Source organism: Falsirhodobacter sp. 20TX0035 (genome assembly GCF_028307215.1).
GTDB lineage: Bacteria > Pseudomonadota > Alphaproteobacteria > Rhodobacterales > Rhodobacteraceae > Falsirhodobacter.
In genome coordinates this window covers 677,634-699,042 of the sequence record NZ_JAQMHV010000001.1, presented here as the reverse complement: position 1 = coordinate 699,042, position 21,409 = coordinate 677,634, and the positions used below count along the sequence as shown (strand labels likewise).

The 21,409-nt window shown below is 67.9% G+C and carries 15 protein-coding genes; 7 read left to right on the top strand and 8 right to left on the bottom strand.

All coding sequences use genetic code 11. From position 1 onward, the window contains the following. Position 1 precedes the first annotated feature (1 nt). Positions 2-715 carry a phosphonate metabolism transcriptional regulator PhnF gene (gene phnF / locus PIJ50_RS03530; protein ID WP_271972734.1) on the top strand — a complete coding sequence of 238 codons (714 nt, stop codon included), beginning with the start codon at positions 2-4 and terminating at the stop codon, positions 713-715. Here phnF and phnE (PIJ50_RS03525) read toward each other — a convergent pair. From phnE (PIJ50_RS03525) to PIJ50_RS03505, 5 genes are all read right to left on the bottom strand, one after another. Beyond that, complete coding sequence (phnE, locus tag PIJ50_RS03525) at positions 712-2,022, bottom strand: phosphonate ABC transporter, permease protein PhnE (RefSeq protein ID WP_271972733.1); 1,311 nt, start codon at positions 2,020-2,022, stop codon at positions 712-714. The genes phnF and phnE (PIJ50_RS03525) overlap by 4 nt on opposite strands. A gap of 1 nt (position 2,023) precedes the next feature. Further along, on the bottom strand, positions 2,024-2,866 hold the full coding sequence (gene phnE, locus PIJ50_RS03520) for a phosphonate ABC transporter, permease protein PhnE (protein ID WP_271972731.1): 843 nt from the start codon (positions 2,864-2,866) through the stop codon (positions 2,024-2,026). A 68-nt stretch (positions 2,867-2,934) separates the two neighbouring features. Then, entirely contained in the window at positions 2,935-3,834 is a 900-nt protein-coding gene (gene phnD / locus PIJ50_RS03515) for a phosphonate ABC transporter substrate-binding protein (RefSeq protein ID WP_271972729.1), read from the bottom strand. Positions 3,835-3,884: 50 nt separating this feature from the next. After that, the gene (gene phnC / locus PIJ50_RS03510) at positions 3,885-4,718 is read right to left on the bottom strand and encodes a phosphonate ABC transporter ATP-binding protein (protein ID WP_271972728.1); all 834 of its coding nucleotides are present in this window, start codon (positions 4,716-4,718) and stop codon (positions 3,885-3,887) included. 356 nt (positions 4,719-5,074) lie between these two features. Further along, entirely contained in the window at positions 5,075-8,527 is a 3,453-nt protein-coding gene (locus PIJ50_RS03505) for a pyruvate carboxylase (protein WP_271972726.1), read from the bottom strand. A 377-nt stretch (positions 8,528-8,904) separates the two neighbouring features. Here PIJ50_RS03505 and ampC point away from each other — a divergent pair, with 377 nt between their 5' ends. The 4 genes from ampC (at position 8,905) to PIJ50_RS03485 (ending at position 13,822) form a co-directional block, all read left to right on the top strand. Further along, complete coding sequence (gene ampC / locus PIJ50_RS03500; protein WP_271972724.1) at positions 8,905-10,059, top strand: class C beta-lactamase; 1,155 nt, start codon at positions 8,905-8,907, stop codon at positions 10,057-10,059. 46 nt (positions 10,060-10,105) lie between these two features. Beyond that, positions 10,106-11,137: a ribosome small subunit-dependent GTPase A gene (gene rsgA, locus PIJ50_RS03495; RefSeq protein WP_271972722.1), complete on the top strand. Its 1,032-nt coding sequence runs from the start codon at positions 10,106-10,108 to the stop codon at positions 11,135-11,137. 68 nt (positions 11,138-11,205) lie between these two features. After that, positions 11,206-12,639, top strand: a complete 1,434-nt coding sequence (locus tag PIJ50_RS03490) for a cation:proton antiporter (protein WP_271972720.1) — start codon at positions 11,206-11,208, stop codon at positions 12,637-12,639. Next, a complete protein-coding gene (locus PIJ50_RS03485; RefSeq protein WP_271972719.1) occupies positions 12,611-13,822 on the top strand; it encodes a hypothetical protein in 1,212 nt (403 codons plus the stop codon). The genes PIJ50_RS03490 and PIJ50_RS03485 overlap by 29 nt, the downstream gene beginning before the upstream one ends. Here the strand turns inward: PIJ50_RS03485 and PIJ50_RS03480 are convergent, their stop codons facing one another. Both PIJ50_RS03480 and PIJ50_RS03475 read right to left on the bottom strand, forming a co-directional pair. Then, positions 13,823-15,667, bottom strand: a complete 1,845-nt coding sequence (locus PIJ50_RS03480) for a GT99 family glycosyltransferase N-terminal domain-containing protein (protein WP_271972717.1) — start codon at positions 15,665-15,667, stop codon at positions 13,823-13,825. After that, positions 15,664-16,722, bottom strand: a complete 1,059-nt coding sequence (locus PIJ50_RS03475; RefSeq protein WP_271972715.1) for a glycosyltransferase family protein — start codon at positions 16,720-16,722, stop codon at positions 15,664-15,666. Before PIJ50_RS03475 ends, PIJ50_RS03480 begins: the two co-directional genes overlap by 4 nt. 147 nt (positions 16,723-16,869) lie before the next feature. On the opposite strand from PIJ50_RS03475, the gene PIJ50_RS03470 reads away from it, so the two are divergent. Together PIJ50_RS03470 and PIJ50_RS03465 are read left to right on the top strand one after the other, a co-directional pair. Next, positions 16,870-19,056, top strand: a complete 2,187-nt coding sequence (locus PIJ50_RS03470; protein WP_271972713.1) for a glycoside hydrolase family 99-like domain-containing protein — start codon at positions 16,870-16,872, stop codon at positions 19,054-19,056. Continuing rightward, entirely contained in the window at positions 19,056-20,048 is a 993-nt protein-coding gene (locus PIJ50_RS03465; protein ID WP_271972711.1) for a hypothetical protein, read from the top strand. The genes PIJ50_RS03470 and PIJ50_RS03465 overlap by 1 nt, the downstream gene beginning before the upstream one ends. Here PIJ50_RS03465 and PIJ50_RS03460 read toward each other — a convergent pair. After that, positions 20,030-21,409, bottom strand: a complete 1,380-nt coding sequence (locus PIJ50_RS03460; protein ID WP_271972709.1) for a calcium-binding protein — start codon at positions 21,407-21,409, stop codon at positions 20,030-20,032. The genes PIJ50_RS03465 and PIJ50_RS03460 overlap by 19 nt on opposite strands.

The following is a 21,409-nucleotide window of genomic DNA, read 5'->3' as shown; positions in this document are numbered from 1 at the left end:
CATGACACGCACCCCCCTCTGGACCTCCATCACCGAGGCTTTGGCCGCCGAGATCGCGGGCGGGCAGCGCCGCCCCGGCGACAAGCTTCCGTCCGAGGCGGAACTGTCGCAGCGTTTCGGCGTGAACCGGCACACGGTGCGGCGGGCGCTGGCGGAACTGGCGGCGCGGGGGCTGGTCCATGCGCGGCGCGGCGCGGGCGTCTTTGTGCAGGAAGGGCGGCCCGTGGATTACCCGATCGGCCGCCGCACGCGTCTGTCGCGAAACCTTGCCGCCGCGGGGAGGGAGGCCGGGCGCGTGGTTCACCTCATGGAAACGCGCCGCGCCAATCTGGCGGAGGCGGAGGCGCTGGACCTGCAGCCCGGCGCGCCGGTGCATGTGGTGGAGGGGATCAGCACCTCGGACGGCCTGCCCATCGCCCTGTTCCGCAGCGTCCTGCCTGCTGAACCCTTCCCCGACATGCTGGCGATCCTGCAGGACACGCCGTCGATCACTGAGGCGCTGCGACGTCAGGGGGTGGCCGACTACACCCGCGCGGGCACCCGTCTGACGGCGAAAAGGGCCACCGCGACGATGGCCCTTCACCTGCGGCTGCGCGAAGGCGATCCGATCCTGCGCACCGTCTCCGTCAACGTGGACGATGCGGGGCGGCCGGTAGAATACGGCCACACCTGGTTCGCGGGCGACCGGATCACCCTGACGGTGACGCCGGACTAGCCCTTGATCAGCCGCCGGCGGATCCAGCCCGACACGGTGTCCATCAGCATCACCATCAGCACGACAAGGATGATGTAATAGGTCACATCCTCCCAATCCTTCTGGGTCTGGATCGCCTGCGTCAGCAAAAGGCCGATGCCCCCGCCCACGATGGCACCGATCACCGTCGCCCCGCGCGTGTTCGATTCCAGCATGTAGAGGATCTGGCTGGAGATCACCGGCATCACCTGCGGGATCACCCCGAACCGGCTGCGCTGCAAGGCGTTGGCGCCGGTGGAGCGGAGCCCTTCCACCTGCTTGTCGTCCGTGTTCTCCAGCGCTTCGGAGAACAGCTTGCCGAAGCTGCCGGTGTCGGTCAGGAAGATCGCGAGCGCCCCGGTCATCGGCCCCGGCCCGAAAGCGCGGGCCAGGATGACGGTCCAGATCAGCGCGTCTACCCCCCGCAGGAAATCGAACACCCGCCGGATGCCAAAGCCCAGCGGCATCGACGGCCCGAAGTTGCGCGCGGCCACGAAGGCCAGCGGGATCGACACGATCGCCGCCAGCATGGTGCCCAGGAAGGCCATCAGCAGCGTCTCGAACATGGCCCAGGCCACGTCGGAATGGCGCCACGCGGTGTTGTGCCAGAAGTCGTTCCACATCGCCGCGGCGTTGGAGGTGCCCGGCACCACCTGCGTGTCCGAGAAGAGGGCGGCCGCCCGCTCTCCCCAACCCATGTAGTAGAAGGGGCTTTCGGTGGTGAAGAAGAACATCGGCCAGCCGAGGAAGTAGCGGAACGTCTCGGTCCGGGCCTTGGTCACGGTCAGCCGCCCCTCGGGCCGGGTGATGTCGACGCGGGTGTCGGAGGCGCTGATCCAGGCGGGAACCGCGCCGTCGGGGGTGGTCAGGTTGATGCCGCTGTTGGCCGGCACGATGGTGATGGTGCCGTAATCAGGGATCGCCATCCGCACGTCGTCAGGGCCGTAGAACACCTTCACCCCGGCGCGCAGGTCCACCTCGGTGGAGGTGCCCTGGGCCTTCACCCAGTCGGGCCAGCGGTCTTCGGCGAAGCGGCCGTTGCGTTCGCCGTCGATGGCCACCACCGTTTCATCCCGGCGGTTGTCGCGGGTGACCTGCACGCGGTGGCTGTAGGTGTCGCGCAGCAGAACGGCGGCGTTGTCCAGGCGGACGCGCTGCGCCAGCCCGCCCACGTCGAAGGCAAAGAAGATGTAGACGAAATAGGCGACGATCGCGCCCAAGACGCCGAAGGCGGTCCAGCGGCGGCGGCTGATGCGGCGTTCGGCGTCGGCAAAGATGGCGGCGGTCATGTCAGCGGCCCTTCACGAGAACGTTGCGGAAGTGGCCCGACACCTGGTCGATGACCATGATCGTGACGAACAGCAGGATGAAGATCGCGGCGGCGGCGTCATAGCGGCCCTGGCCCCAGCCGATGGCGACCTTCAGCTCTGCCCCGATGCCGCCCGCCCCCACGAAGCCGAGGATGGCGGAGGCGCGCACGTTGATCTCGAACCGCAAAAGGCCATAGGACAGCCAGTTCGGCGCGACCTGCGGCAGCACCGCCAGGATCATGCGCTGGAACCAGCCCGCGCCCACCGATTGCAGCCCTTCGACCGGTTTCACATCCGCGTTCTCGTTCACCTCGGAGAAGAGCTTGCCGAGCGCGCCGGTCGTGTGGAACGCGATGGCCAGCATCGCCGGAACGGGACCGGAGGAGAGCATGAAGATCAGGATCAGCGCGATCACCACGTCGGGGATCGCGCGGGTGATGTCCAGAAACCGGCGCACCAGCGGCACCAGCCGGGGGAAGGGGGCAAGGCCGGGCGAGGCCATCAGCGACAGGAACCCGCCAAAGAGCGCGCCCAGAAGCGTGGCCGCGGCGGCGATGTTCAGCGTTTCCACCAGCGCGGGCAGATAGAACCAGATCAGCCCGGGCAGGTTCGCGGCCCGGTCCACCGCCTCGGCGATCAGTTCGGCCGGAAAGTCGAAGATGCGGTGCAGGCCGGACAGAAAGCCGCCGGCGTTGCGGCCATTGGCCAGCTGGAAGCCGCTGGCCATCATCGCCACGAAGATCACGAGGATCACGGTGGAATAGGCGCGCTTGCGCCGGATCTGGGCCAGATAGCTGTCGCGGATCAGGGTGGCGTCGGTCATTCTTGGGGTCCCGCAAAGGAATGGCGGGCCGGGGGCCCGCCATCAGGTGTGAAACAACGTGTCCGGGATCAGCCGCCGGTCATCCGGCGGGCTTCGACGATCGATTCGTACTGCTGGTGGGTGACGGGGATGAAGTCCTTGGCATCGCCCGCGGCCACGCCATAGGCGCATTCGGGATCGTCTTCCCACAGGTCGGCGGTCAGCTGGATGACCTTGTCCTTGACGTCCTGCGGCAGGGCGTTGCGGACGACCATCGGGCCTTCCGGGATCTCTTTCGATTTCCAGATCTGCACCAGGTCGTTCATGTCCACGAGGCCCGCATCCGCGGCCTTGCGCAGCGCGCCCGAATTGTAGCCGTCTTCCCAGTTGCCCAGGCCGTCGGCCCAAGTCACGCCGCCGTCGATGTCGCCGTTGGTGACGGCCACGATGGTCTGCTCGTGCCCGCCGGTGAAGCGCACGTCCGAGAAGTACTTGCCCGGCGTCATGTCGATGCCGGCCTGCGACAGTTCCACGTTCGGGATCAGGTAGCCGGAGGTGGAGTTCGGATCGCCGAAGCCCATCACCTTGCCCTTCATGTCCTCGATCGAGGTGATGCCGCTGTCCTTGCGCGCGATCCCGATGGAGTAGTAGCCGATGGAGCCGTCGAGGTTCTGCTTGACCAGCACGGGCGTCACCGCCTCGGGGTCGGTCAGGTAGATCTTGGCATAACCCGAGGCGCCGAGCCACGCCATGTCGATGGTGCCGCCCAGAAGGCCCTGGATCACGCCGTCATAGTCGGCAGGGGTGAAGACCTTGACCGGCACGCCCAGCGCTTCCGAGATCTTGTCGGAATAGCACTGCTGGTTTGACAGGCGGTCCTGCGCGTTCTCCCCGCCAAGGATGCCGATGTTGAAGCCCGTGATCTCCTGCGCGTGCAGCGGGGCGGCAAGCACCGTCGTGGCAAGCGTGGCAGCCAGAAGTCGTTTCATCGTCGTCTCCATGAAAAAAAACCCGCGGCCGGGGGCTGCGGGGGATGAAATCAGTTGGACATCATCGAGTGGGCGTAGCGCGCGTCCTGCGCGTCGTTGCCGTGCAGCGCCTCGATCGAGGTGGAGGTCGCTTCCTCGCGGAATTCGGCGCCGGCGCCATAAATCTCGCGCGCGACGGAGATGGTCAGCTGTTCGGGCTTGCCGTCAAACACGATCCGGCCCGCGCGCATCCCGATCACCCGGTCGCAATAGCGGCGTGCGGTGTCCAGCGTGTGCAGGTTGGCGATGACGGTGCGGCCGTCTTCCTCGTGGATGCGGCGCAGCGCGTCCATCACGACCTGCGCGTTCATCGGATCAAGGCTGGCGATCGGTTCGTCCGCCAGGATCACCTTGGGGTCCTGCATCAGGGCGCGGGCGATGGCCACGCGCTGCTGCTGGCCGCCCGACAGTGCCTCGGCCCGCTTGGGGGCCTGTTCGGCGATGCCTAGGCGATCCAGAATCTCGATCGCGCGCTGGATGTCGGTTTTGGGCCACAGGTTGAACAGCGTGGGGATCGTGCCGCGGCGGTTCAGAAGCCCGTGCAGCACGTTCGACACCACGTCCATGCGCGGCACCAGGTTGAACTGCTGGAAGATCATCGCGCACTGACTTTGCCAGGCCCGCTTCTCGGCGCCCTTCAGGGCCAGCACGTCCACCCCGTCGAACACCAGCCGGCCCGAGGTGGCGTCCGTCAGCCGGTTCATCATCCGCAGGAAGGTGGACTTGCCCGCGCCGGAACGACCGATGATGCCGATCATGGCCGGACGCTCCACCGAGAAACTGGCAGAGTCCACCGCGGTGGCCTGACCGAAGATCTTCGTGACGTTGTCGACGTGCAAAAGCATCTGACACTCCTGTTCGAGGCGGTGCTTAAGCCCGGGGTATGACAAACACGCGACTTCGTCGTGACAGGGGCATGAACATGACATGTTGCGCCTGTGCCGCTGCCCGGAGGTGATCGGCCGCGTGACGCGCACGGGGCCCCGAGGGACGAACCCAAGAGCGGGCCGATGCATCCTGCACAGCCCGGCTTGTGGGGAAGGGCGGCCCCGGGGGCGGTCCCGGGGCCGACAGAATCGCGAAGGAGGTCCTGTTCTCCTGCGGCTCTTTCAGAACGCGGACATCGCCTCCGGCATCGACCGGGACATCACGAAACGGGGTGCCCCGACCGCACCCGGGGTGCAACGGCGGGACACCGTCTTCACTCCAGTTCGACCAGCAGGTCCTTCGCGTCGATCTGGGCGCCTTGCGTGACGTGGATGGCCTTGACGGTGGCGGCGCGGTCGGCCTGAAGGGCGGTTTCCATCTTCATGGCCTCGATGGTCAGCAGCAGGTCTCCGGGCTGGATGCGGGCCCCGGGGGCGACGGCGATGGTGGCGACGGATCCGGGCATGGGGGCGCCGATGTGGTCGGGGTTGCCCGGCTCGGCCTTGGGACGGGCGGCGACCCTCGCCTTTGCCGCGCGGTTCGGCACGCGGATGGTGCGGGGCTGGCCGTTCAGTTCGAAGAACACGCGCACCTCGCCGTCCTCGGTCGTCTCGCCCACGGTCTGCAGGCGGATCTCCAGCGTCTTGCCGGGGTCGATCTCGGCCACGATCTCCTCGCCCGGCTCCATCCCGTAGAAGAAGGTGCGGGTGGGCAGCACGCGCACGGGGCCGTAGGTCCGTTGGCGCCGGAAGAAGTCGGTGAACACCTGCGGATACATCAGGTAGCCGTTCAGGTCCTCGTCGCTCGGGACCACCGCCTCGTCCTCGGTCGAAAGATCGGCGGCAAGCTGGGCGCGCACCGCCGCCAGATCCACGGGCGGCAGATGCGCGCCCGGCCGGTCGGTGGAGGGCTGCGCCCCCTTCAGGACCTTGCGGGTGATCCCCGGGGGCCAGCCGCCATGGGGCTGGCCGAGGTTGCCCTTCAGCATGTCCACCACGCTGTCGGGGAAGGACACCTCCACGGCCGGATCCTCCACCTGCGCGCGTGTCAGGCCCTGCGCCACCATCATCAGCGCCATGTCCCCCACGACCTTGGAACTCGGGGTGACCTTCACGATGTCGCCGAACATGCGGTTGGCCTCGGCATAGGCTTCGGCCACCTCGTGCCAGCGCTCCTCCAGCCCCATGGACCGCGCCTGCGCCTTGAGGTTGGTGAACTGGCCCCCCGGCATCTCGTGCAGGTAGACCTCGGACGCGGGGGCCGCGAGGCCGGATTCGAAGGCCGTGTACTGGGCGCGCACCGCTTCCCAGTAGTTGGAGATCGCGCGGATCGCGGCCACGTCGAGGCCCGTGTCGCGCGGCGTGTGGCGCAGCGCCTCCACGATGGATCCCAGCGGCGGCTGCGAGGTCCCGCCCGAGAAGGCGTCCATCGCGGCGTCCACCGCGTCCACCCCCGCCTCGGCCGCGGCAAGGATCGTGGCGCCGCCAAGGCCCCCGGTGTCATGGGTGTGGAAGTGGATGGGCAGGCCCACCTCCTCCTTCAGCGCCTTTATCAGCACCCGCGCGGCGGCGGGCTTCAGCACGCCCGCCATGTCCTTCACGCCCAGCACGTGGGCGCCCGCGTCCCGCAGGCCGCGCGCCAGCCCGACATAGTGGTTCAGGTCGAACTTCGCCCGGTCCGGGTCTAGGATGTCGCCGGTGTAGCACAGCGTGCCTTCGCAGATCTTGCCGGCCTCGATCACCGCGTCCATCGCGACGCGCATGTTCTCCACCCAGTTCAGGCTGTCAAAGACGCGGAACACGTCCACCCCCGCCACCGCCGCCTGCGCCACGAAACTTTGCACCACGTTGTCGGGATAGTTGGTGTAGCCCACGCCGTTGGAGGCGCGCAGCAGCATCTGCGTCATCACGTTGGGCAGGCGCGCGCGCAGGTCGCGCAGGCGCTGCCACGGATCCTCCTGCAAAAAGCGGTAGGCCACGTCGAAGGTGGCCCCGCCCCAGCATTCCACGCTGAAGAGGCCGCCCATGTTGGCCGCATAGGCCGGCGCCACGCGCACCATGTCGATGGACCGCATGCGCGTGGCCAGAAGCGACTGGTGCCCGTCGCGCATGGTGGTGTCGGTGATCAGCAGGCGTTCCTGCGCCAGCATCCAGTCGGCCACGGCCTGCGGGCCCTTCGCCTCCAGCAGGGTGCGGGTGCCGGGCGGCGGCGGGCCTTCGGGTTCGGGCGGGCGCGCCGCGCGCAGGGCGGCCGCGGGGCGGGGGCGGTTCGCCGTCTCGGGGTGGCCGTTCACGGTGATGTCGGCGATATAGGTCAGGATCTTCGTCGCCCGGTCCTGCCGGCGGGTGAAGTGGAACAGCTCCGGCGTGGTGTCGATGAACTTGGTGGTATAGGTGTCCGACAGGAAGGTCGGGTGCTTCAGCAGGTTGATGACGAAGTCGATGTTGGTGCTGACGCCGCGGATTCGGAACTCCCTCAGCGCGCGGTCCATGCGGGCGATGGCCAGGTCCGGCGTCTGCGCCCAGGCCGTGACCTTCACCAGAAGCGAGTCGTAATAGCGCGTCACGACCGAACCCGAATAGGCCGTGCCCCCGTCCAGCCGGATGCCGTTGCCCGTGGCGCTGCGATAGGCGGTGATGCGGCCGTAGTCGGGGATGAAGTTGTTCTGCGGATCCTCCGTCGTGACGCGGCACTGCAGCGCGTGGCCGCGCAGGACGATGTCCTCCTGCCGCGCGGCGCCCGTCGCCTCGGCCAGCGTGGCGCCTTCCGCGATGCGGATCTGGGCCTGCACGATGTCGATGCCCGTCACCTCCTCCGTGACGGTGTGTTCCACCTGAACGCGGGGGTTCACCTCGATGAAGAAGAACAGGCCGCTGTCCATGTCCATCAGGAACTCGACCGTGCCGGCGCATTCGTAGCCCACATGGGCGCAGATGCGGCGGCCCAGATCGCACACCTCGGCCCGCTGGGCGTCGGTCAGATAGGGGGCGGGCGCGCGTTCGACGACCTTCTGGTTGCGCCGCTGCACCGTGCAGTCGCGTTCGTAAAGGTGATAGATCCCCCCGTGCTGGTCGCCCAGAATCTGCACCTCCACGTGCCGGGCGCGCTCGATCATCTTTTCAAGGTAACCTTCGCCGTTGCCGAAGGCGGCTTCCGCCTCGCGGCGGCCTTCCCGCACCTTCTCGATCAGCTCTCCGGGGCCGGTCACGGGGCGCATTCCGCGCCCGCCGCCGCCCCAGCTGGCCTTCAGCATCAGCGGATAGCCGATCGTCTCCGCCTCGGCCTTGATCGCGTCCCACTCCTCGCCCAGCACGCCCGTGGCGGGGATGACGGGCACCCCCGCCTCCACCGCCACGCGGCGCGCGCTGGCCTTGTCGCCCAGGGCGCGCATGGTCGCGGCCTTGGGCCCGATGAAGGCGATGCCGGCCGCGTCGCAGGCGTCCACGAAATCCGGATTCTCGGACAACAGGCCATAGCCCGGATGGATCGCGTCCGCGCCCGACATCTTCGCCACCCGCAGGATCTCCGGGATGGACAGATACGCACCCACGGGGCTCAGCCCCTCGCCGATCCGGTAGGCCTCGTCGGCCTTGAAGCGGTGAAGGCCCAGCTTGTCCTCCTCGGCATAGACGGCCACCGTCTTCTTGCCCATCTCCGTCGCCGCGCGCATCACCCGGATCGCGATCTCGCCCCGGTTGGCCACGAGGATCTTCTGGAAGTGCTTCATCGTCTGGTCTGTCCTTCAGGAAAGGCGCGTGGTCCCGGGGGAACGGCGCGGACCGTTCCCGGGGCCAAAGCGGCGCAGGATGATCGTGAACGTGTCGAACAGGGCCGTCCCTCCGCCGGATTGGCGGATGGGCTCCGGATGATGATGCGCGGATCGTGCAACATGTCCCCCTCCCGGCGGATGCCCGATCCCCCATCGCGGCCCGCCAAGGGCGATTGGTGCATATACCTGCGGCGTGTGGCAACGGGGTTTCTGCGGAAGGGTGCGCATAAGGGGAGGTCGCGCATGTACGGCCTTTGTGTTTGCTGTCGCGGCCCCCTTCCTTCTAGATGACCGGGAACCGGGCCCGGCGGGCCCTCGACCCTGCAAGGAAGACGATGAAGCGGTTCCCCATTCTCGGCCTCGCCCTGGCCCTTCTGGCCGCCCCCGCCCATGCGCGGGACCTGACGGACGACCAGTTCCACGACATTGCCGAAGACATCTTCCGGCCCCTGATGCAGGAGCTGGACATTCCGGGTCTGGCCATTGGCGTGACGCTAGACGGCCGGCCGCACGTCTTTGCCGAAGGTTTCGCCGACCGCGACACCCGTCGCCCGGTGGACGCGGACACGCTGTTCGAACTTGGGTCCGTCAGCAAGCTGTTCAACGTGGCGCTGGCGGCCCTGGCCGAAGAAGAGGGCCTTCTGTCGCTGGACGCGCCGGTGTCGCAGGAACGCCCCGCCCTGAAGGGCAGCGCCTTCGACCGGATCACGCTGAACGATCTGGCGGCGCATGCGACGGGCGGCCTGCCGCTTCAGGTGCCCGAGGGCATCGTCGACGACGCCAGCCTGAACGACTATCTGGCCCACTGGACGCCGGAGGGCGATCCCCCGCAAACGCTGCGGTCCTATTCCAATGTCAGCATCGGCCTTCTGGGCCGGATCACCGCGGACCGGTTCGGCGCCTCCTACGACACGGCGCTGTCCGAACACCTTCTGCCCGCGCTTGGCCTGAACAGCACCTTCGTGACCGTGCCGGAGGAGGCGATGGACCGCTACGCCTTCGGCTATTCCCGGACGGGGGCGCCGGTGCGCGTCAATCCGGGCATGCTGGACGCCGAAGCCTATGGCATCCGATCCACCGTCACGGACATGACGCGGTTTCTGGACGCGCATCTGGGCAACCTCGATCTGCCGGAACCGGTGGACGCGGCCTTGGCACGGACCCGCGTGGCCGGCTACGACACCGCCCATTTCGCCCAAGGCATGATCTGGGAGGGCTATCCGTGGCCGGTGGACCCGGCGCAGCTGGCGGCGGGCAACGCACCCGAGATGGCGCTGACGCCGCAGCCCCTGACCCGGCACGATCCGCAGGCGCTTCAGGGCCTCCTGAACAAGACGGGGGCCACGAACGGCTTCGGGGCCTATGTGGCGATGGTGCCGTCGGAACGGATCGGCGTCGTGGTGCTGGCGAACCGGAACTACCCCAACCCCGTCCGGGCCGAGGCGACGCGGCGCCTGATCCACGATCTGCTGCAGGCCGCGCGCGACTGATCCGCCGGGGCTTGCATTGCCGCCCCGTCCCGCGCATGCATCTGGGGTGACACATGCACCCGATCATCCCCCCCGGACGCTGGCGGCCCTTGGCTGGTCCGCCTTCCATGAGGACCAGCTGCGGCCCGAGGAGGCGGAGCTGGCACCGATGCGCATCGCGACGGTCCACCGCGCCCGGATGACGGCCGAATCCCTCTTCGGCCCCACAAAGCTGGTCCTGCCGCCCCAGACCAACACCTCGGACTTCGCCGTCGGCGACTGGGTGCTGGTGGAGGCGGAGACCCGGACGCTGGTCCGCCGGCTGGACCGCCGGACGGTGCTGCAACGGCACACGGAAGGCGCGCGCGTGCCGCAGCTGATCGCGGCGAACGTCGACACGCTGTTCATCGTGTCGTCCTGCAACGACGACCTGAACCCCGCGCGTCTGGAACGCTATCTGGCTTTGGCGAACGAGGCGGACACCACGCCCGTGATCGTGCTGACCAAGGCCGACCGGGTGGCCGATCCCGAACCCTACCGCCAGCAGGTGATCGGGTTGCAGCGCGGGCTGGAGGTCGTCACCCTGAACGCGCAGGTGCCCGAGGCGGCGGTGGCGCTGGCGCCGTGGTGCGGGCCGGGTCAGACCGTGGCGCTGGTGGGATCGTCGGGGGTGGGCAAATCCTCGCTTCTGAACACCCTTTCGGCCAAGGCCCCCGAAGAGGCGCAGCGCACCGGAAGCATCCGAGAATCCGACGCCAAGGGCCGGCACACCACCACGTCCCGCTCGCTCCACCCCATCGCGGGGGGCGGGTGGGTGATCGACACGCCCGGCATCCGCACGCTGCACATCAGCGATATCTCCGTCGGCCTCGACGTCCTGTTCGCCGAGATCGCGGAGCTGGCGCCCTTGTGCCGCTTCCGCGACTGCACCCATGCGCATGAACCGGGCTGCGCCGTCCGTGCGGCCGTGGCGGCCGGAGAGCTGGACCCGGCCCGGCTGGACCGCTGGCGCAAGCTGGTGGACGAGAACCGGAGCAACACCCCCGTGGACACCGGCCCCCGCGGCAACAAGATCCGGAAGACGCCCGGCAAGCGGTGATCCGCAGCCGTTCCGCACCATCTTCGACGAGCGGTGGAGCAAAAGCCCGTTTCGTGGGTTTGAACGGCATGGCATCGTTTCTGGAACCGGACCCCTACATACTGTTCCTGACGGGGGCAGGCCTTCTGATCGCGCTGGTGGCCTGGTTGCCGCTGGCCCTTCGGCGGCTTCCCTTGTCGCTGCCCATCGTCTGCATCGCGCTGGGGGCAGCGCTGTTTTCGCTGCCGCAGGTGACGCTGGTGCCCCTGCCCATGACCTATCCCGAGATCACGGAACGGTTCACCGAATTCGTGGTCATCATCGCGCTGATGGGGGCGGGGCTGAAGCTGGACCGGGTCTTCGGCATGCGCCGGTGGCAGGTGTCGTGGCGGCTGATCCTGATCACGCTGCCGCTCAGCATCCTGGCCATCACCGCACTGGCGGCGGGATGGATGGGGCTGCCCTGGACGCTGGCGCTGCTGCTGGGGGCGGCGCTGGCGCCGACCGATCCGGTCCTCGCCTCGGACGTGCAGGTCGGCCCGCCCCGCAGCGGCGAGGAGGACGAGGTCCGTTTCGGCCTCACCTCCGAAGCAGGGATGAACGACGGCGCGGCGTTTCCCTTCGTCCATCTGGCCATCGCACTGACGCTCGCGGCCTCCACCGGAGAGCCTTGGGCGCTGAAATGGCTGAGCTACAACGTGCTGTGGGAAATCGGGGCGGGGGTTCTGGGGGGATACCTGATCGGCCGCGCCTTTGGCTGGGTCACCTTCAAGATCCCGGCCGAAACCAAGCTGGCCCAGACGGGCGACGGGCTGATCGCGCTGGCCGCGACCTTTGTGTCCTACGGGCTGACCGAGATCATCCACTCCTACGGCTTCCTGTCGGTCTTCGTGACGGCGCTGACCTTCCGCCACGCCCACCGCACCCACGACTTCCATCGCGAGATGCACGACGTCACCGAACAGATCGAGCGTCTGGCGATGATGGTGCTGCTGCTGCTGTTCGGCGGGGCGCTGGCCGACGGGCTTCTGGGCGCGCTGCGCTGGACGGATGTGGTCGGGGCCTTCGTGATCCTGCTGCTGATCCGGCCGGTGACGGGGCTGATCGGCCTGATCGGCCTGAACGCCAGCTGGACCGAACGCCTGACCATCGCCTTTTTCGGCATCCGCGGCGTGGGGTCCATCTATTATCTCGCCTACGGCCTCAACCACATGCCGGCGGGGGAGGGGGAGCGTCTTTGGGCCATCCTCGGTCTGGTGGTTCTGATGTCGATCCTGATGCACGGGCTGACGGTGACCCCCATCATGCGCTGGCTGGACCGCAGCCACGGCCGCGACCCCGACACGGGCGCGGCGCCGCCCGGACTGCAGGGGCCGGCGGCGGGGAAAGAGGGTCGGCGGGTCATTTTTTCAGGCTCCGTTAACCACTCTGGCGCCACTCCGTGCTATAGGCCCGCTTCTGTTGCCGCGGACCTGCCGGAGAAAGACCACGCGAATGCCCACGACCATCGAACAGGACCTTGAGAGCCTTCGCGACCTGCTGACCGACGCCCTGCCGGCTCGCGCCGTGCGCGGCTTCATTCTTGGTCCGTCGCATGCCGCGCGTTGGCGGCATGTACTGGATCTGGACCTGCTGCCCGCGCCCTTCGCGACCACGCTGGCGCTGGGCGAGGGGGGGTTTCCCGTCTGGAACCGGACCATCTTCGCCCAGCTGCTGCGCCAGCACGAGGTGGGCCAGCCGATCTTCCTGATCGTGCCGGATTTCCGCTTCGGCAACAGTATCGCGGCGGGGCCGTTTGTCAGCGGCCAGTTCTACAACGACCATACGCATATCCGCAAAGAGGCGATCACCCCGCGCATCGACGCGATGATGTACCGCCATCAGGTCGATTCCCTTGCCATCTGGCGCACCGTGTTCGGGCGCGACCTGATGATCTTCGACTGGACGATGCTGATGAATGCCAGCGGCCACCACGCGGAAGGGCGTTATATGGAGGACGGGGAGTATCAGAACCCCGCCTACGCCTCGTGGGTGCAGTCGGACCGGCCGCGGTTGGCCGCCCTGTCCTGGCCCCCCACCGTGCTGGAAAAGCAGAACGACCGCCTGCAGCGTCTTGTGGTGGACCGCAGCCAGCACCCCTCGGCACTGGGCTTCCTGACGCAGCACGGCATGATGCGGGGGGAGGCTTTCCCCGAGGCGTTGGCGCGGGCCGAGCGGGTCTGGGGGCAATGGTGCGATGCGCTGGCGGAGGCGGTCCGGGCACGTGCCACCCGGCCCGTGGTGCTGCATGGCTCTTCGGTCTGGCTGGACATGGCGCAGCGGCAATGGTCGGCGGCGGTTCTGGTGGATCTGGCGAAGGCGGGGCTGGTCTTGCCCGGACAGCCCGTGCCAGCGGACGCGATCCATGTGCGAATCACGGACGCGGTGGAACACGTCCTCGGCGAGGGCACGGCCGAATGCCCCCACTGCGTGCTGTGGGGGGCCTTCGCGCGCACCCTGGTGGCGCGGCGGCATCCTGAGAATGCGCATCTTGCGGTGCAGGATCTGGACGCACTGGTCGCACAGGACGGGCTGCGCTGGCTGGACGCGGCGCTGAAGGCGCCCCGCGCCGCGGGTTTCGTGGATGCGGGGGCCGATCTGGCCCCCACCTTCGCAGGGTTGGCCTTTGTGGCGCTGAGCGTTCTGCACGCCGCAGCGCCGGCCTGATCAGCGGCGGACGCGGCGCAGGAAGCCGAACTTTGCCGCCGGTGGGGCGGGGGGCGGTGGAACGGAAACGTTGGCCGCTTCGACCGGCTGCGGTGCCACCTCGGCGGCGGCGGGCGGAGCTTCGACCGGAGCGGGCGCCGGCGGCGAGGTCAGGATGGACTGCCCGGGCGCGCGGCTGGGCTGGCAGACCAGCGCACGGTCGTCATGGGACAGGAAAACCAGCCGTATCCGTTCCGGCGGAACGCCGGGGGGCAGGGCAAAGGCGAAGCCCAGATAATGGGACAGCGGAAGCCCGGGCAGGGCGTCCGCGACGTCCCGCCGTTTCCGGACCAGGCGATGCTCGCTCACCAGACGGTCGTCCACCATCATCCAGACGATGCGCGCCGCGCGGGCGTGGCGGGTGTCGATGGCCCAGCCGCGCAGGATTTCCTCGTTCGCCTCGGTCGTGATGCCGTCGATGTAACCGCTGAAGGCCCCGCTGGTCGGCAGCGTGAAGGCATGCTCCGTGTCGGGGCAAACGATCAGGCGGTCCGCCTCGATCCGCACCTCGCGCGGGAGGTCGATCCCGCGCACCGACCGCCGGATCCATGGCGTCGTGCGGGCGGGACGCGTGCTGATCGCCCCATCAAGGATGCGCGCCAGCGCCCCGGGATCGGCGAGGGCGGTTCGCTGGATCAGGTGGTCCCGCATCGTCAGCCCCACGACCGCGTCCATCACGGCCGTGAAATCGCGCGGCGCGCCGGCGGGCAGGAAGGGGATGCGTTCCTGCAGCCAGCCGTCCGCGTCGTAGACGGCGTCGCCCAGCACAAGGGGCGGCACGCCCAGGATCATCGCTTCGAACCCAAGGGAGCTGTTGATGCAGGCCACGTAATGCGCCTGCCCCATGACATGGTTGGACACCCGCGCGCCCGTCTTGCGCGGCAGGACGAGGACGTCGGGATGCTCGTCCTCCAGCCAGATCAGCGCTTCGAGTTCCCGGGTCAGGTTGAAGGGGCGGTCGGCGGCGGCGGGGTGACCCTTGACGACAACGGCGTAGCCAAGCCGCTTCGCCTCGGGGACGATGTGTTCGAGGAACGCCTTCGGATTCGGGAAGCGCGAGTGCAACAGCGTGTTCAAATCGTCGGCCAGTTGCAGCGCCACGTAGATGTAAGGCCCTTCGGGCGTCCAGGGGGCGGCTTCGGGCGTCCAGGTCACGCACAGGTCGATGACGGTCGGGCTCGTCTCCGGCGCGGGGTTGTGCACCTCGGCCATGGGCAGGCAGCCGGCGGCGGTGCCGAACGTGTTCCAGATGCCTTCCGCCTCGGCCGCCTCCAGCCGGGCGCGGATCGTCTGGCGCATCGCGGCGTGGCCATTGGTGCCTGCCGGGTCGAAATAGACGGTTTCGGGAAAGGGGCTGCGGGTGGGGCCCAGTTCGCCGTGCAGGACGGGAATGTCATGGGCGGCGGCGAAGCGCCGCACGGCCCCGTTTTCCGACCAGCACAGGATCGCGTCGATCGGATCCTCGCGGTGCAGGCGCTCCAGGATGGAGATGTAGAAGTCGGTCACCTCCCCCTCGCCCCGCACCAGTTGCAGCCATTCCGCGATCTTCGGTTCCGCCCAACGGTCGTGCAGGGCGCGGATGCGCCGCGTTTCCGCCCCGGTCGGGCGCTGCAGGAAGGGCGCCATAAGCGGCGTCTGCTGCATCAGGGCGTCGATCACCTCGCCGTTGGAGAAGATGCGCAGGTTCACGTCCTGCCGATCCACCGCATCGGCCAGCGCCTGTTCCAGAACCGCCATGACGCCGGCATGTTCCGTGAAGGTGTTCCGATAGGGATGGGGTTCGAGATAGTAGAGAAGGTTGATCATTGGACGTCCGCCTGCAGGTCAAGGAACGCGGCTTGCCAGCGCGCGATCTGGGGGGCGAGGCTGGCCTCTCCTTCCAGGCGGGCCACGGCGGCGTTCCGCGTTTCGGGGTCGAGGGCGGGGGCGGACAGGGCCGTGCTCCAATCCTCGGGGGTCCGGCACTTGTGCAGCAGGGGGCTGTCGAACCGGTCGATGTCGGGAATGGGGGTGGCGGCGACGTTCACGCCCAGCAGGCCGGCTTCGAAGAATTTCAGGCCGCTCTTGCAGCGGGCGAAGCGGTTGTCTACCAGGGGGCCCAGAAGGGTCCGGCAGTTCGCGATCAATTCGGGCATGTTGTAGAAGTCCGTGACCTTCAGGCGCGAGATGCGGTTTTCGAACGGCCTCAGCGCCACCGGGACGGCGACGGGGCCGACCAGCAGCAGCGTGTGGGCCGGATCCTGCGCCAGATGGGCCGCAAGATGCGGGGCGATCATCTCCAGATCCCGATTGTGCGAGGCGGTGCCCGAGAAGTATCCCGCCGTGTATTGCGGGGAAACGCCCCGTTCGCGCACCCGCCGCGTCACGTCGCGATAAAGGGGGTCCAGCGCGTTGTGCACCACCACCGTGTCGCCGCCCAGAAGCCGGGTCGCGGCGTCGGCCAAGGGGACGGTGGAGGCGCTGCGCAGGCGGAACATGGCGCCCACCTCGGCATTGGCCGCCAGTGCGCGGCTGACGGTGCGCACCTCCTCCCCCCGGTCATGGACGGCGGGTGTCTCATGCACGGCGGACACGTCGAAGACCAGATCGTCGTAATCCGCTATCAGCCGCTGCCGCCCGCGCTGGCGCATGACAAAGCGCATCAGCGTTTCGGTGGCCTGCGGGCGGTGGAACTGGATCAGCCGGGCCGAGGTGAAGCTGTCGGCGTTCTGATCGAACTTCGCCTGCGAGATCAGGCAGACCCGGTGGCCCTTCTTGCGAAAATGTTCCGCAAGGTTGAACGCCCTATACCGTACGGACGGATCGTAATAGGGGCGTTCGTGCCGAGAGGTTCCCGAGACGAACACGAGGTCGAAGGTCAAGTCATCACTCCTGCAATCGGACAGCCACCAAGGGGCGGACGAGTGCGGCAAGGCTATGATCGATTTGGTTAATTTATGTTTAACCTTTGTTCATCTTTATGAACGAGAAGCTGACACCACTGAATCGTCCGCCTTGAAGGGTCCTGAATGACGTCCGTTGCCGATCGTTTCCTCCGCCTGGCGCGTGTTCTGGCGCTGTCCCCCCGCGAATGGCGTTACCGCATTCTGGCGCATCGCAGCGGGCTGTTTGACCCGGTCTTCTATCGCGGGGCGTATCCGGGGATGAACGCGGTCTACCGCCTGCTGCCGCTGCACCATTTCATCGCCTACGGCGAGGCGCAGGGCTATCGTCCGAACCCCGAATTCTCTCCCGCAGCCTACCTGCGCCACAACCCGGACGTGGCCGCCAGCGGCCTCGCGCCCTTCCGCCATTACCTGCACAACGGCCGGGCCGAGGGTCGCCTGACCCAGGACCTGCCCGATCTGCTGCTGCCCCAGATCGAGGCCCCCGTGCTGCGGCCCGTGCCCCGCACCGCCCCGCAGGCCATCGTGGCGCACATCTTCTATCCCGACCTGTGGGAGGAGTTTGCCGAGACCTTCCGCGCGCTGGACATGTCCTTCGACCTGTTCGTGACGCTGACCTGGCGCGGCGAGGCGACGGAGGAACTGGCCGAACGCATCAAGGCCGACTTCCCGGGCGCGACGGTGCTGGCCATGCCCAATCACGGGCGTGACATCCTGCCCTTCCTGCGGCTGGTAAACGCCGGGATGCTGGACGACTACCGCGCCGTCTGCAAGATTCACACCAAGAAGTCGCCGCACCGCCAGGATGGCGACGTCTGGCGGCGGCACCTGATCGACGGCATCCTGCCCCCCGAAGGCGCGCAGGCGCGGCTGGACGATTTCCTGTCTGATCCGGAGGCGGCGTTCTGGGTGGCGGACGGCCAGCACTTCACCGGCGAGGTGTGGTGGGGGTCCAACTTCGACCGCGTGCGCGACATCCTGGCCCGGGTGGAAGCCGTGCCGACGCGCGAGGCGCTGTCGTTCCCGGCGGGGTCGATGTATTGGATGACGCCGCTGATGGTCGGGATGATCAAGGCGCTGAAACTGCAGGAAACGGATTTCGAGCGCGAAGCCGGGCAAGTGGACGGCACCGTGGCCCATGCGGTGGAGCGCGCCTTGGGCTATCTTGCGACCATGGCGGGGCAGTTCGTGCGCCAGACGTCCGAAATTGCCCCGCGCCCCGCCAAGGCCGTGGCGCCGCCCGCTTTTGTCTCGGCCTTCTATCTGCCGCAGTTCCACCCCGTGCCGCAGAACGACGCATGGTGGGGGGCAGGCTTCACCGAATGGCGCGGCACGGTTAACGCCAAGGCGCAATTCGCGGGCCATCTGCAACCCATGCTGCCCGCCGATCTGGGCTATTACGACCTGCGGGTGACCGAAACTATGGGCGCGCAATCGGCCTTGGCGCGTGATGCGGGGATCGACGCCTTCTGCGTCTATCACTACTGGTTCGACGAGGGCCGCATCCTGGAAGCGCCGATGGAACGACTGCTGGAGCGGCCGGACGTCGACATGCCCTTCTATCTGTGCTGGGCGAACGAAAGCTGGCGGCGGAACTGGGACGGCCTGACCGGGCAGGTCCTGCTGGAACAGGCCTATCGCGACGGGTTCGAGGCGCGTCTGGCCGCCGACGTCGCGCGTTTCATGCGCGATCCCCGGCATGTCCGGCCCGACGGGCAGCGCCCACGCTTTGTCATCTACCGCCCGGACGATCTGCCCGATCCGGTGGGCAGCGTCGCGCGCCTGCGCGAGGCGTGGCGCCGCATGGGGCTGGAGGTGGAGCTGGGCGCCGTGCGGTTCCACGTGGAAGGCGAACATCCCGTTCCCGCCGACCTGTTCGACTTCTGGATCGAGATGCCGCCCCACGGGCTGGTGTCGCCCGAGGATTACCTGTTCGGCGGGCCGCAGGGCAACCGGATGCCGGTGGGCGTGTCCGACCGCTTCCGGGGCCTGATCTACGACTACGCGGCCGTGGCGGCCAAGGCGGACGGGGCCGGGCTGCCGGACCACACCATCGCCGGGATCATGCCCGGCTGGGACAACACGGCGCGGCGCGGGGCCAAGGGCCACATGGCCTGGGGCGGAACGCCCGCGGCGTTCGACCTGTGGCTGCGGCGGGTGCTGGAACGGCGGGTTCCCACGTCCTACCGGAACGAGCTGTTCATCAACGCCTGGAACGAATGGGGCGAAAAGGCGGTGATGGAGCCGAGCCAGACTTTCGGGCGGCTGTATCTGGACGTGCTGGCCCGGCATGTGCGGGGTCGCGTCTGATGGCGCGCGCCGTCCTTCACATCGGGACCCACAAGACGGGCAGCACCACATTCCAGGACATGATGGCGCACAACGCGCGGGATCTGGCGCGGCGCGGCGTCTTCTATCCAAAGGTGGGCAAGAACGCCGGCCATCACGGGCTGGTGGGCGACTGGAACCCGCACCTGCCCGAGATGTATCACTGGCGATACGGGTCGGTTGGCACGCTGAAGCGGCTGGCGGCGGACCATGCCCGTCAGGACGGTGTGATGATCCTGTCGACCGAGGAATTGTCGCGGGCCGAGGCCGGACGCTCGCCCGATCTGGGGGTCATACGGGACCTGTTGTCAGGGTTCGACCGCGTCGACGTGGTCTGCGTGCTGAGGGAGCAGTGGCAGTTCCTGCAATCGGTCTGGCTGGAAGTCTCGCGCCAGCGGGAACCCTGGCCGCCCACCTGGACGGCCAACGGCGCGATGGGGACGGATCAGGCCGAAGGGCTGTGGGTCGATTACAGCCGGCTCTATGACAGCCTCTTGGCGGTGTTTCCGGCCGACCGGATCCATTTCCTGGATTTCGACCGCGCCCGGAAATCCGCCGGGGGGCTGGTGCCGGCCATCCTGCGCGCCGCAGGCCTGCCGGATCACCCGCCATTGAAAGACGTGCATGGCGGCCATTCCAACCCCTCTCCCCCCGCGCTGCCGTCCTGGATCGCGGCGCAGGTCGACCGGCCCGAACCGCCGGGCCCCGGCCTCGTTACCGTGATGCAGGAGGCGTTTTGCCGCCACTTTGGCCACAACGTCCGAAGCTGCCTGTTCACGCGCGAGGAGATGGCCCGGCTGAAGCAGCATTTCGGCCACCGCAACGCCGAGTTTCAGGAGCGTCTGGCGACGGTCCAGCCCGGCTTTGCGCTGTCGGTCACCGAACCGCCGGAGGGCACCGTCTTTCGTGACGACATGACCGAGGAGGTGTGGATCGCCTGCCTGACCGCCTTGCGTCAGGCCAGAAGGTCGTAGTTCACCCCGTTGAGCTGCAGCAGGATCTGGTCCTGCGCGGCCCCGTCCACCAGCGCCCAGATGATCTGGTTGGTGGGCTTGTAGATGATGAACGCTTCGGCAACGCCCGCGACACCGGCGCGGGCGGTTTCGGCGTAGTTGATCTGAAAATCGCTCAGCCGGGCGTTGCTGCCGAATTGAAGGATGTCCCTCTCGGCGGCGGAATAGTCCTGGATCCAGTCCGACCCGTGATCCGGAATGCCAAGATGATAGAAGGTGTCCGCCCCCGCGCCGCCGTTCAGCCGGTCATGCCCGAATCCGCCGTTCAGGAAATCGTCGCCATCGTTTCCGAACAGTTCGTCCGAAAGGGGGCCGCCGCTGAGCGTGTCGTTCCCCTCGTTCCCGATCAGCGTGTCGGAGCCGAAGCCGCCCAGAACGCTGTCATCGCCGGCACCGGCATGCACCTCGTCGTTGCCATAGCCGGCATCGATCGTGTCGTTGCCGTTGCCGCCATAGATCAGGTCGCGCAGATCGCCCGAATCGGTGCCACCGAAGATGAGGTCGTCGCCGTCATCGCCATAGAGCCGGTCGGGACCGTTGCCGCCATAGATCGTGTCGTTTCCCCCCTTGCCGACAAGGGCATCGTCCCCGCCCAGCCCCTTCAGCAGGTCGCCGTCCGCCCCGCCGGTCAGCGTGTCCTTGCCTTCGGTGCCCGTCAGGTTCAGCCCGGCGATCGGCTTCAGCCCGTCCACGCCGCCGTTGCGCACCTCGAACTTCCAGACGCCGGTGCCGGCATTGCCCGTGATGATGTCCAGATCGGCCAGATCGCCGTTCGTCAGCGTGATGGCCTTGGGCAGCAGCGGCGAATAAAGACCGGCCCGCGCGCCGGTGTCACCGTCTGCGGTGCCGGTGGTCCAGCCGATATCCTCATACCGGAAGATGATGTCGAAATCGCCGTTGCCCTGATCCTGAAGGATGATCTGGAACGTGTTGGCGGGGTCCGTGTCCCGGCGGTAGGAGCCGACATCCACCCAGGTGACGACCACCCGATCGGCCGCGGGATCGACGTCGATGTAGACCGGGCCGCTTTCCACGCCTTCGCCACGCAGGCGCGTGTCGATGTCCGCCCAGAACCCTGCGATCAGATCCACAGGGGGCGCCGTGTTAGTCCGGGTCGGGTATTCGGCATAGGCCTGTCCGAACGAGATGGTGCCGTTCGTGTTCACCCAGATTCGGTTGGCGGCATAATGCGTGCCGAACACGTTCAGCCCGTCCTCGAAGACGCTGGACCAGTTCTGCTGCACCGACGCATCGTCCGAGCGGGGCAGAACGCCTTCGCCATACCCTTCCGCGCCGCCCAACCCACCCAGAACCGCCGTCAT